We start from the raw sequence: 12,135 nt of genomic DNA on the forward strand, positions 1-12,135 counted from the left end.
CCGCGCTCGGCCGCGGGAGAGAGGTCCGTGCCGCCGACGTGCCCGGTGCCGCCGACGTGCCCGGTGGCGCCGCGGGCCAGGTTCAGCGCAGCGTCCTCGCGAAGTGGGCGTCGACGGCGTCGACGGCGTTCGTCACCTGGGGCTCGGTGTCGTAGAAGTCGAACTGGGTGCCCTCCGTCCACACGATGCCCTTGGGGCCGGCCAGCCCGTCGTGGAAGCGGCGCGCCCCCTCGGGGATCGCGGCGTCCTCGCTGTGCACCAGCAGCGTGGGCCGGTCGATCCGGGGGGCGAGCGCGAGCGCGTCGTAGGTGAGCCAGTCGGCCCACGCCATGAGGGCGAAGCGGTTGGGCCAGGCGGGGATGCCGCCGCGCGCCGGGTTGAGGTAGAAGTCGATGTCGTACGGCATGGCGGCGCGCTCGTCGGTCGGCGAGACCACCGGCACGTAGGCGACCTCACCGGTCGCCTCGAAGCGCGCCCGGGCGTCCAGGCCCTCCTTCACGAGCGCGGCGACCGCCGCCGGGCCGCCGTAGGCGTCCTCGCAGATCCCGGCGTCGTGCAGCCACGGCGCCACGAGCGCGAGCGAGCGGACCCGCGGGTCCCGGGCGGTGTTGTCGGCCATGTACATCGCGGCCGCGCAGATCCCGAGCGCGCCCAGCCGGTCCGCGTCGACCGAGGGGTCGGCGGCGAGGAACCCCACGGCGTGGTGGATGTCGCGGACCTTGCGGGCCGGGTCCTCCACGTCCCGGGGCTCGCCCCCGGACTCGCCGAACCCGGCGAAGTCGAAGGAGAGGGCGGCGTACCCCCGGGCGGCGAGCCGCTCGGCGTACCGGTCGGCCATCAGCTCCTTGACGCTGGTCCAGGTGCCGGCGACCACGACGCCGGGCAGCGGGGCCTTCGCGTCGGCGTCGTCCGGCAGGAAGAGGTTGCCGACGAGGGTGACGCCGGCGCTGTCGAAGGTCACTCGGCGTGTCTGGGTCATGTGCGTACTCCCAAGCGGTTCTGGTGGTGGTCCGTCGGTGAGGGCGAGGGCGAGGGCGAGGGCGAGGCGGTGACGGTCGGCCGCGTCGGTCGGCCGCGTCAGCGTTCGCCGTCGCTCCAGACCGCGGTCATCAGCACGGAGGCGATGCGCCAGCCGGCGCGGGTGCGGACCAGGCCGAAGCGGTAGGTGCCCCCCAGCGTCCACAGCGTGTCGTCGGTCTTGCGATGGGTGGCCTGGAAGGTGGCGGTGCACTCCGCGGTGTCGCCGTCGACGGTGACCAGGTGGTTGCCGAGGAGGTGGTGGGTGGCGGCGTACGCGCCGAGTCCGGTCCGCCAGCCCTCGACGATCTGCGCGGGGGCGAGGGTGACGGGCTCGCCGCCGTTGAGGCTGGTGTAGTCGAGGGTCACCTTGTCGGCGAAGACCTCGGCGAGGCGGTCCCAGTCGCGCGCGTCGGCGTACCAGGCCATGCGGGTGCAGGTGTCGATGACGTCCGGTCGGTCCATGCCGATCATCCTTCCGCGCCGCCGGCCGGCCGTGTTGTCGTAGCGTCCGCGCTTCCTTGGCGCTGCGTGTCAGGCTCGGTCCCGCGCCGCCCCGACCCGAGCCGGTGCTCCTTCGGCGACAGCCCGTACGCCGTCCGGAACGCGCGGGTGAAGTCCGAGGCCCGCGGCATCCCCAGGCGGGCCGCCACCACGTGGATCGGCACCGCGCGCAGCGACGGATCCGCCAGGTCGTGGAAGGCCCGCTCCAGCCGCTGCGAACGGATCCAGGCGGCGACCGTCTCGCCGTGCGCGTGCCGGGTGAAGACGCGGTGCAGATGGCTGAGGGAGATGTGGTGCGCGGCGGCGATGACCCCCGGCGTCAGCTCCGGGTCGTGCAGGTTCCGCCTGATGAAGGACCGGATCTGGCGGGCGAGTACCTCCTGCCGGGTCTCCTGCGGCAGCGCGGCCTCGGCCCGCAGCGTGTGGGCGAACGCGGCGGACACCAGGTCGAGCAGGACCGCTCCCAGCCGCGGCGCGTCGGAGGCGTGGAGGTGTTCGGCCTGCCGGTCCAGGCCGGCCAGGTAGTCCGCGAGCAGGGCGCCCGGCCCCGTGCCCACCGGCAGCCCACGTCCCAGGAGGCCTTCGACCTTCCCCGGCGGCAGGGGGAGCAGCGCCTTCGGGAAGTCCACCCCCACCCCCGAGACGAGGCCGGGGCGCCCGTCGGCCGCGGGGAGCCCGGCGGCGCGGGCCTCGCAGGGCTGCGCGTTGTCGTCCACGAGGAGTCCGCGGGGGCCGATGCCGACGGACCGGCCGTCCTCCCGCACCACCGACAGCCGGCCCTCGACCATCAGGGTTAAGTGGTACAGGTCCGCGTCCGCGCGCCGGACGCCACGCGCGGTGCGCCGCAGCCGCGCGGGGGACGAGGACGACCGCCACACGGTGACCGGGCCCAGCTCCATGAGGTGGAGGTCGGCACGGAAGCCGCCGCTCCGGTTCGTGGCCGCGTCGGTCGCCCTGGTCCGGCCGATGAGCTCCCGCCAGCGGTCGAGCCGCTCGGCGGCGGGGACGTCCTCGCTGCGGAACACCGTTCCGATCACCGTGTCACACTCCGTTCCCGGGGTGCAGAGGTCTTTAATTTGTCAGAGAAACTATCACGCGAACCCCCGGGGGCTCCGGCATGATGTGCGCGCATCCTCCGGGCGTCGAGAGAGGGCCATGACCAGCCAAGACACCGTTCCGGCCGCGCTGCGCCGCCTGTGGCGGCTCCCGGAGACCGCACGCCTCGGCCGCCCCGCCTCCCTCGACGTCGACCGGGTGGTCTCCACCGCGGTGGAGACCGCCGACCGCGACGGCCTCGACGGCGTGACGCTCCCGAAGGTCGCCGAGCGGCTCGGTGTCACCGGGATGTCCCTCTACCGGTACGTGGGGTCCAAGGACGAACTCCTCGCCCTCATGGCCGACCACGCCCTCGGCGCCCCGCCCCCCGCGGCCGCCGACGACGACTGGCGCGCGGGCCTCCGTGCCTGGGCCGGGGCACAGCGCGCCGTGTACCGGCAGCGGCCGTGGCTCGCCCGTCTGCCCCTGGCCGGACCGCCCTCGGGGCCCCGCCGGATCGCCTGGATGGAGGCGGCGCTCGCGATCCTCGCCCGGACGCCGCTCGACTGGGCCCACAAGCTCGGCGCCCTCTCGCTGATCGGCGGCTATGTCGTCCAGTCGGCCAGGCAGGAGCAGGAGTTGGCCCGGAGCCGGGCCGAGGGGCAGGCCCAGGCCGAGGCCGAAGGGGCCTACGGCCGTGCGCTGGCGAGGCTCGTGGACCCCGGACTCTTCCCCGAGACGGCCCGGTTGTTCGCCTCGACGGTGTTCGAGACGCCCGCGCGGGGCGCGTCCGACGCCTCGGCCTCCGAGGTCGAGACGCCCGACGCCTCGGCCTCCCACGCGGACGCCCCCCACCCCGTGGTCCCCGATCCCGTGGTCCCCGGCCCGGAGGCGCCCGACGCCTCGGCCTCCGACGCCGACTTCGCGCTCGGCCTCGACCTGATCCTCGACGGCATCGCGACCCGGATCGACCCGCCCGGCACCCCTCGCCGCTCACCCTGAAACGCTCGGGGACGCCGTCCCCGGGAGAGGCGGGCGCCGCCACACTCCGGCCGCCCCTCTGACGGCCCGCCATCCCCCCCCGCGTCCCCGAACGGCCGCGCCACCGGGCCTGACGGGTGATGTCCGTGCGGGTCGACGGCGGCCCGGCCGCCGCGCGGCCGGCCCCGGCCGATACTCCGGCCATGAGACCTTCGCGTTCCCCGTCCCGGCCGCGCCGCGCCGCGATCGCCGCCCTCACCGCGCTCCTCACCCTCGGAGCCCCCGTGACGGCCGTCGGCGAACCGGCCGGCACCCCGGCCGAGGCCCCGGCCGGCGACGGCGGCGGCCACCGCGGCCCCTGCGTCGCCTCCCCGCCGCCGAGGGGCAGCCCCGCACGGGACGTCCTCCGGATCGCCGAGCGGGTCAAGGCGGACCTGGGCCTCACGTCCGTGATCCTGCGGGTGACCGTCGACGGCCGCGAGGTCGTGACCAGCGCCCTCGGCGAGTCCATGACCGGCGTGCCCGCCACGCCCGCCATGCACTTCCGGAACGGGAACATCGCCATCAGCTACATGGGCACCGCGCTCCTGCGCCTCGTCGACCAGGGCCGGGTCGACCTCGACGACACCGTCGCCCGCTGGCTGCCCGACCTCCCGCAGGGCGAGAAGATCACCCTGCGCATGCTGGCCGCCTCCACCACCGGTCTCGTCGACTACGTCCGCGAGCCCGAGTTCCAGAAGGCCGTCGTCGCGAACCCGTTCCGCCAGTGGACCGCCGACGAGCTCGTGGCCCTGGCGACCGGCAAGCCGCGCTGGTACAAGGCGGGCACCAACTGGAACTACTCGCACGCCAACTTCGTCCTCCTCGGCGCCGCCCTGGAGAAGATCACCGGAACCCGCCTCGACGTGCTGCTCCGGGAGCAGGTCCTGCGCCCGCTCGGGCTGCGCGAGACCCGGAACGCCTTCACGCCGGACATCCCCGAGCCCGTCCTGCACGCCTTCACGGCGGACCGCGGGACGTACGAGGAGTCCACCTTCTGGAACCCCTCGTGGACCACCGCGCCCGGCGCCGTCGAGACGACGGACATCTGCGACCTGAACCGGTCGGCCGCGGGCATCGGCTCCGGCGAGCTGCTCTCCCCGGCCTCCCGGCGCGAGCTGCTCGACCCGGGGACGGTGGGGCTCGGCACACCGACCGAGCGGTGTCCCGCGACGGTCTGCCTCCCGAACACGCGGGCCACCCACTACGGCATGGGCGTACTCGTCCTCGGCGACTGGATCGCCCAGCACCCGCTGTTCTTCGGCTACTCCGCGTCCCAGGCCTACCTGCCGTCCCGGCGCCTGGCGATCGCCGTCTCGACCACCCAGGGCCCCACCACCCCCGGCGGCCACTCGGCGCACCTCATCGTCCAGCGCGTCGCCGCCGCCCTCGCCCCGGACCACCCCGTCCCCGACTTCGGCTGACGCCCCCGTCGCGCGGGCCGGACGCGTCCGGGACGACCGGGCGTCGCGCGTGCCGGGCACGAGGCGCCTCCGGTACGAAAACGGGGCGGCTGCCCCTGGCAACCGCCCCGAAACCCGCGACCGGCTCCCCGGTCACTCCTCCCGACGCGTGCGCGGCTCCTGCCCGGCCGTTCCGGGGGCGGGCTGTCCGTCCGCTTCCGCCCCCTCGCGCACCGCCCGCACGTCCTCCTCGGTCCACGCGCGCGTGTCGCGCGGCTCGGCGTACGGCTCCACGTCGGGCGGCAGGCCACCCAGGACCGCCCGCTGGCGCAGCGCCTCGGCGTCGAACTCCAGACCGAGGAGCACGGCCAGGTTGCTGATCCACAGCCACACCAGGAAGACGATGACGCCGGCCATCGTGCCGTAGGTCTTGTTGTACGAGGCGAACTCGGCCACGTACAGCGCGAACCCCGCCGAGGCCACCATCCAGATCAGCAGCGCGAGGACGCTGCCCGGGGTGACCCACCGCCATCCCCTGCTCTTCACGTTCGGGCTCGCCCCGTACAGGAGCGCGATCATCACGATCACCAGCAGGACCAGGACCGGCCACTTGGCGATCGACCAGACCGTCAGCGCGGTGTCGCCGACGCCCAGGACGTCCCCCGCGCGGCGCGCCAGGTCCCCGGTGAAGACGATGATGAGACCGCTCGCCGTGGCCATGAGCATGAGCGCCGCCGTCATCCCCAGCCGGATCGGCAGCACCTTCCAGACCGGACGGCCCTCCGGCATGTCGTACACCTGGTTGGCGGCGCGCATGAAAGCCCCGACGTAGCCGGAGGCCGACCACAGGGCCAGGGCGAGACCGACCACCGCCATGACGATGCCCGCGCCCGTGCCTCCCTGGACGTTCTCCAGCGCCCGGCCGAGCACGTCCCGCGCGGGCCCGGGTGCGAGGTCGCGCACGGTGTCGAGGACCCGGTCCGTCGCCGACCGCCCGCTGAGGCCGAGCAGCGAGACGAGCACCAGCATCCCGGGGAAGAGGGACAGCACGCCGTAGTACGTGAGGGCGGCGGCCCGGTCCGTCAGCTCGTCGGACCGGAACTCCCGCACGGAGCCCTTCAGGACCGCGACCCAGGCGTGCCGGGGGAGCCGCAGGGGCGAGTCGGGCGCGCGCTCCTCGATCGCGGGGCCCGGGCCCACGTCCCGGGGCTCCGGTGGCTCGTCGGCCGCGGGTCGGCGTTCCTCGCCGGGTCCCTCGTACCGCTCCCCGTACCGCTCCCCGCGTCGGTCGCCGTGTCGTTCCCCGTGTCGTTCCCCGTGTCGTTCCCCGCCGTTCTTCGCGGGAGCGTTGCGATCGGACATGCCCGGGCGGGTACCCCCGTCGTCCCGTCCTACGCACCGGGCCGGGCCGCCCGCCCGGTGGGGAGGACCCGAACGGCGGCGGATGGTGGGCCGGGCCCCGGGTAGTCGATCTCCGTAGGCGTATCCCGGGGGCACCGCCGACGCGACCCCCTCACCGGCAACCCAGGAGTCACCGGATGTCCTCTCAGGAAGAGCCCCGCGTCCCCGACCCGCAGACGCTCCACCCCCGCCCCCCGCAGCCCGACCAGCGCCAGGACCCTCCGGGCGCGACCGAGGAGATGCGGCCGCGCCCCGACCACGGCGAGGAGTCGTACCGCGGGCACGGGGTGCTCGCGGACCGGGCGGCGCTCGTGACCGGCGGCGACTCCGGCATCGGCAGGGCCGTCTGTCTGGCGTTCGCCCGCGAGGGCGCCGACGTGGTGTTCACCCACCTGCCGGAGGAGCGGGACGACGCGGAGGAGACCGCCCGCCTCGTCCGCGACGCGGGCCGCACCGCCGTGCCGGTCGCCTGCGACCTGCGCGAGGAGAGCCAGTGCGAGGCGCTGGTCAAGACGGCGGTGTCCGAGCTGGGGCGGATCGACGTCCTCGTGAACAACGCCGCCTACCAGATGGCGCAGCCCGGCGGGATCGAGACCATCACCACGGAGCAGTTCGACCGCGTGATGAAGACGAACCTGTACGGCATGTTCTGGCTCACCCGCGCGGCCCTCGCCCACATCCCGCGCGGCGGCTGCGTCATCAACACGACCTCCGTCCAGGGCTACCAGCCGAGCCCGCCGCTGCTCGACTACGCGATGACGAAGGCGGCCATCGTCTCCTTCACGCACAGCCTGGCGCAGATGCTGGCGGAGCGCGGCATCCGGGTGAACGCGGTCGCGCCCGGGCCGGTGTGGACGCCGCTCATCCCCTCGACCATGCCCGACGTCGAGGACTTCGGGAGCCAGTCACCCCTGGGGCGGGCGGCCCAGCCCGCGGAGATGGCGCCCGCCTACGTCTTCCTGGCCTCGCCGACCTCCAGCTACATCACCGGCGAGATCGTCAACGCCACGGGCGGCCAGCCCCTGCCCTGACCAGGGGCGTACGGCTCCGGGGCCCGCGCGGACGGCTCCGGGACCTCAGGAGCGGGCCGCACGCGTGCCGCTCCGACCGCCTCCGGCGTCCCCCGGGGTGGCACCGGTCGCCGGGGCGGCTCCGTCCGGCCGGGCGCCGGCGCCGAAGGCGCGGCGGTAGGCGGCCGGCGAAATGCCGAACGCGGTCCGCATGTGGGCGCGCAGCGAGTTCCCGGAGCCGAGCCCGGCCCGGTGGGCCACCAGGTCGACCGGCAGGTCCGTCGTCTCCAGGAGCTGCTTGGCGAGTTCCAGGCGCTGTGCCGTGAGCCACTGCACGGGCGTCATGCCGACCTCGTCACGGAACCGGCGGGTGAAGGAGCGCAGGCTCATCCGGGCGTGTTCGGCGAGCCGCGGCAGGGTGAGCGGCTCCGCGAGGTGCTCCAGGGCCCAGGCACGGGTGTCGGTGGTGGTGGCCACGGTCGGCTCCGGCACCGGCCGGTCGATGAACTGGGCCTGCCCGCCGTCCCGCCAGGGAGGAACCACGCAGACGCGGGCGGCGCGGTTGGCCGTCGCCGCGCCGTGGTCCCGGCGGATGATGTGCAGGCACAGGTCCACGCCCGCCGCCACGCCCGCGGAGGTGAGCACGTCGCCGTCGTCGACGAAGAGGACCTCCTCGTCGACCTTCACGTGGGGGTAGGCCCGGCGGAACTCCGGCGCGAGCTGCCAGTGCGTGGTGGCCGGCCGGCCGTCGAGGAGCCCGGCGGCGGCCAGGACGTACGAGCCGGAACAGATCGACACCAGCCGGGCTCCCGGCCGGACGCCGGCGATGGCCGCCGCGACCTCGGGCGGGAGCGGGCCGCCCCGGCCCAGCTCGGGCATGGCGTGCGTGGGCGGCAGGACCACGGTGTCGGCGGCGGCGAGGGCCTCGGGGCCCGCGGCGGGCTGCACGACGAACCCGGCGTCGGTGAGGACCGGCGCTCCGTCGGCCGTACAGACGGTGACCTCGTACAAGGGGCGGCCGTCGGAGTCGTTCGCGCTGCCGAACACCCGCGACGGGATGCCGAGTTCGAAGGGAGGGACGCCGGGGAGCGCGAGCACGGCGACGCGGTGCGGTGTCGCGGCTGCGGTGCGGTTCATGGCCAAATCCTGTCACATGGTGGCCGGGCGGCCAATACCGCGGAGGGTCCGGGTGCCGGATCGTGGACACGTCGCCGCCGGAAGCCTCCGGCGGCGCGACCGAGCGAGACGGAAACGAGGCAGACGGATGCGTGCGGTGGTCGTGGAGCAGTGGGGCGGACCGGAGGAGCTGGTCGAGCGCGAGGTGGAGCGCCCGGAGCCCGGCCTGAACGAGGTCCTGGTGCGGGTCCGCGCGGCGGGCGTGAACCCCGTGGACTGGAAGACCCGCGCCAGCGGGGCCCTGATCGACTGGGCGCCCGTTCCGGTCGTCGGCTGGGACGTCTCCGGCACGGTCGAGGCCGTCGGACCCGGCGTGGGGATCTTCCGCCCCGGCGACGAGGTCTTCGGCATGCCGCTGTTCCCGCGCCAGGCCGGCGGGTACGCCGAGTACATGGTGGCCCCGGCGCGTCACCTCGCCCCCAAGCCCGCCTCCCTGAGCCACGTCGAGGCCGCGGCGCTGCCGCTGGCCGCGCTCACCGCCTGGCAGGCCCTCGTCGACACGGCGGACGTCCGCCCCGGCGAGCGCGTCCTCGTCCACGCGGCGGCCGGCGGCGTGGGGCACTTCGCCGTGCAGATCGCCAAGGCCCGCGGGGCGTACGTCATCGGTACGGCGAGCGCGGCCAAGCACGACCTGGTGCGGGAGCTGGGGGCGGACGAGGTGGTCGACTACCGCGGGGCGCGCTTCGAGGACGTGGTCTCGGAGGTGGACGTCGTCCTGGACGGCCTCGGCGGGGAGACGGCCGAGCGGTCCCTGAAGGTGCTCCGCGAGGGCGGGCGGCTGATCACCCTGCCGGGCCCGGACGACGTGCCCGCCGCCCCGGACGGGGTGCGGGCCTCCTGGGTCCTGGTCGAGCCGGACCACCTCGGCCTGCGGGAGATCGCGGCCCTGGTGGAGCGCGGTGCGCTGCGCCCCGTGGTCGAGACGGTGCTGCCGCTCGCCGAGGCCGCGAAGGCCCACACGATCGGCGAGCAGGGCCGTACGACGGGCAAGATCGTCCTCACGGTCGCCTGAGGCCTTCTCCCGGGCGCCCCGCACCCTCCCCGCCCACGTCGGCTCTTTCCGGGAACCGGCCGTGGCGAGAATCTGTCCCTCTGGGGGAGGGTGGCCGGACGCCGAGGGGGCGGGGATGAGCGCATGGGTGGTCCCGGGGTACACCGAGTCCCGGGAGCTGGGCGCGGGCGGCAGCGGGCGCGTGGCGCTCGCCACGCACGACGCGACCGGGGTGCCGGTGGCCGTCAAGTACCTGAACGAACGGCTGCGCGCGGACGAGGCGTTCGTGCGCGGCTTCCGGTCCGAGGCCCGGCTGCTCGGGGCGCTCGACAGCCCGCACGTCGTGGGCTTCCACGAGTACGTCGAGGCTCCCGGGGGCGCGGCCATCGTGATGGAGCTGGTGGACGGCGTCGCCCTGCGCGCCCTGCTCGCCCGCGAGGGCTCGACCGGCCCGGAGGCCGCCCTCGTCGTCCTCAAGGGCTCGCTCCTGGGCCTCGCCGCCGCGCACCGGGCGGGCGTCGTCCACCGCGACTACAAGCCCGAGAACGTCCTGGTCGCCGCCGACGGATCGTCCAAGCTCGTCGACTTCGGGATCGCCGCGGGACGGGACAGCAGGCCCGGGGTCGCGGGCACGCCCGCCTACATGGCGCCCGAGCAGTGGAGCGGCGCCCCGGCCTCCCCGGCGGCCGACGTCTACGCGGCGACCGCGACCTTCTTCGAGTGCCTGACCGGCCGCAAGCCGTACGCCGGGGACAACGTCGCGGAACTGGCCCTGCAGCACCTGGAGGCGCCGGTCCCCGACGGGGAGGCGCCGGAACCGCTGCGCCCGCTGATCCGCCGGGGGCTCGCCAAGGCCCCGTACGAGCGGCCCGGGAACGCGGCCGCGTTCGTCACCGAGCTGGAGACCGTCGCCGCCGCCGCGTACGGCCCGGACTGGGAGGAGCGGGGGCGCGGTCGGCTCGCGGCGCTGGCCGCGCTCCTGCCGCTGCTCTTCCCGTCCTCCGGCGGTACGGCGGAGGGCACCACCGCCCTCGCCACGACGAGGCTGCCCGAGCCCCCGCTGCCGGAGCCCCGGCCCCCGCTGCCCGGGTCCTTGCCCCCGCGCCCCTGGTGGAGGTGGCCCCGTGGGCTGCCCGCGGGCGCGGCCGCGCTCGTGCTGGCGCTGCTGCTCGCCCTCGCCGCCCGCGCCGGGGGAGAGGAGAACGAAGGCGACCGGGCCGCCGAGGCCTTCGCCACGACGAGTACCACGCCACGCACGCCCTCACCGGAGACGGCCGCGGTCCCCGAGACCCCGGCCCCGACGCCGACGGTGACGCCGACGGCGGTACCGACACCGCCGCCGACGGCGTCGGAACCGGGGCCGACCGACCCGCCCTCCACGCCCGGCCCGGCCACCGAGCCCGGCGGCTCCCCGACGGACCCCACGACGACCTCGCCGCCCACCACGCCGTACCCCGGCACCCCGACCGCCCCCACGACCCGGCCCCCCACGGCCCCGCCGACGACGACGGACGCGCCGACGACCGCGCCGCCGGTCTCCGTGAAGGCGGTCTCCGTCAGCGGCCTGCGCCAGACCGGGCCGGCCACCGCCGAGGCGACCGTCGAGATCACGACGGACGGGACGGGGCCGGTGACGCTCCTCGTCGAGTGGTTCACCGGCGACGACCAGGGATCGCCCGGTGCGCCGGACGGCTCGGAGACCGTCCGGCGGGAGGGCGCCACCCGCTACACCCTCACGCTCCCGCATGTGTTCCGCGGCTCCGGTTGCTCCTGGGCGGCGCGGGCGACGACGAACCCGGCCGCCGCGAACGGCGGTTCCCTCCAGCAGATCCTGACGCGACGGTGCGTGATCACATGAGCGACGACGACGGCTACAGCGCCACCGAACTGGGCAGCCACTGGTTCCAGGGGCCGGTGCCGCCACCGACGCCCGACCGCGTGGAGGGCGAGGTCCTGCGCTTCGGGCCGGGGGTGACCCGGGCCGCCGCCCGCCGAGCCGCCGACACCCCCACCGCCGCGGAGATCTGGCACGGCACCCTGCCCGGTGCCCCGCCGCCCCGCCCCGCCCGTCCGCGCTCCCGGCGGCGGTACGCGCTCGCGGGCCTCATCCTGGCCGCCGTCCTGGTCTTCCTCGCCTGGCGGGAGTACGGCCCCGGGGTGGCCGTGCGGGACGTCACCGTCACCGCGCCCGCGCGCCCGCCCGGCTGCGACGGCACCGCCGACGTGGTGGGCCTCGTGCGCACCGACGGCAGGCCCGGCACCGTGACGTACCACTGGGAGCGAAGCGACGGCACCCGGTCCGCGACCCTGCGCGAGAAGGTGGCGCGCGGACAGCGGGAGGCGCGGCTCCACCTGCTCTGGACCTTCCAGGGGGTCGGCACCCACGAGGCCGTGGCCCGCCTCGTGATCACCTCGCCGAGCGCGCCCGCCGCGGAGGCGGCCTTCACCTACCGCTGCGGCTGACCTCGCTCGCCGGCCCCGGGGTCTAACGTTTCATTGCAACATGTCATTGCCTTCACTGCCACCGTCATTGCCCCAATATTGCGCGCCCTACCAGCACTTATGCGAAGAAGCGCAT

General features: G+C 75.4%; 11 protein-coding genes. 6 read left to right on the forward strand and 5 right to left on the reverse strand.

All coding sequences use genetic code 11. The features are described 5' to 3' along the window. Positions 1-82: 82 nt before the first annotated feature. From ACWDVG_RS17710 to ACWDVG_RS17720, 3 genes are all read right to left on the reverse strand, one after another. Positions 83-979, reverse strand: coding sequence for an alpha/beta hydrolase (locus tag ACWDVG_RS17710; RefSeq protein WP_451700143.1), 897 nt, complete (start codon positions 977-979; stop codon positions 83-85). Positions 980-1,077: 98 nt separating this feature from the next. Further along, a complete protein-coding gene (locus tag ACWDVG_RS17715) occupies positions 1,078-1,482 on the reverse strand; it encodes a nuclear transport factor 2 family protein (protein WP_451700144.1) in 405 nt (134 codons plus the stop codon). Positions 1,483-1,487: 5 nt separating this feature from the next. Continuing rightward, the gene (locus ACWDVG_RS17720; RefSeq protein WP_451700145.1) at positions 1,488-2,558 is read right to left on the reverse strand and encodes an AraC family transcriptional regulator; all 1,071 of its coding nucleotides are present in this window, start codon (positions 2,556-2,558) and stop codon (positions 1,488-1,490) included. A 118-nt stretch (positions 2,559-2,676) separates the two neighbouring features. Here ACWDVG_RS17720 and ACWDVG_RS17725 point away from each other — a divergent pair, with 118 nt between their 5' ends. Together ACWDVG_RS17725 and ACWDVG_RS17730 are read left to right on the forward strand one after the other, a co-directional pair. Next, positions 2,677-3,558: a TetR/AcrR family transcriptional regulator gene (locus ACWDVG_RS17725; RefSeq protein WP_451700146.1), complete on the forward strand. Its 882-nt coding sequence runs from the start codon at positions 2,677-2,679 to the stop codon at positions 3,556-3,558. Between the two features lie 182 nt (positions 3,559-3,740). Continuing rightward, complete coding sequence (locus ACWDVG_RS17730) at positions 3,741-5,000, forward strand: serine hydrolase domain-containing protein (protein WP_451700147.1); 1,260 nt, start codon at positions 3,741-3,743, stop codon at positions 4,998-5,000. 132 nt (positions 5,001-5,132) lie between these two features. Here ACWDVG_RS17730 and ACWDVG_RS17735 read toward each other — a convergent pair whose 3' ends face one another. Continuing rightward, positions 5,133-6,341: a YihY/virulence factor BrkB family protein gene (locus ACWDVG_RS17735; RefSeq protein ID WP_451700148.1), complete on the reverse strand. Its 1,209-nt coding sequence runs from the start codon at positions 6,339-6,341 to the stop codon at positions 5,133-5,135. Positions 6,342-6,517: 176 nt separating this feature from the next. Here ACWDVG_RS17735 and ACWDVG_RS17740 point away from each other — a divergent pair, with 176 nt between their 5' ends. After that, complete coding sequence (locus tag ACWDVG_RS17740; protein WP_451700149.1) at positions 6,518-7,411, forward strand: SDR family oxidoreductase; 894 nt, start codon at positions 6,518-6,520, stop codon at positions 7,409-7,411. A 45-nt stretch (positions 7,412-7,456) separates the two neighbouring features. Here ACWDVG_RS17740 and ACWDVG_RS17745 read toward each other — a convergent pair whose 3' ends face one another. Further along, a complete protein-coding gene (locus tag ACWDVG_RS17745) occupies positions 7,457-8,527 on the reverse strand; it encodes a GlxA family transcriptional regulator (protein ID WP_451700150.1) in 1,071 nt (356 codons plus the stop codon). 127 nt (positions 8,528-8,654) lie between these two features. On the opposite strand from ACWDVG_RS17745, the gene ACWDVG_RS17750 reads away from it, so the two are divergent. From ACWDVG_RS17750 to ACWDVG_RS17760, 3 genes are all read left to right on the forward strand, one after another. Continuing rightward, positions 8,655-9,578 (forward strand): NADP-dependent oxidoreductase, encoded by a 924-nt coding sequence (locus ACWDVG_RS17750; RefSeq protein ID WP_451700151.1) that lies wholly within the window; start codon positions 8,655-8,657, stop codon positions 9,576-9,578. Positions 9,579-9,693: 115 nt separating this feature from the next. Next, positions 9,694-11,415 carry a protein kinase domain-containing protein gene (locus tag ACWDVG_RS17755; protein WP_451700152.1) on the forward strand — a complete coding sequence of 574 codons (1,722 nt, stop codon included), beginning with the start codon at positions 9,694-9,696 and terminating at the stop codon, positions 11,413-11,415. Then, on the forward strand, positions 11,412-12,020 hold the full coding sequence (locus ACWDVG_RS17760; protein WP_451700153.1) for a hypothetical protein: 609 nt from the start codon (positions 11,412-11,414) through the stop codon (positions 12,018-12,020). Before ACWDVG_RS17755 ends, ACWDVG_RS17760 begins: the two co-directional genes overlap by 4 nt. Positions 12,021-12,135 lie beyond the last annotated feature (115 nt).

The sequence above is a fragment of the Streptomyces sp. NPDC003327 genome (genome assembly GCF_053589515.1).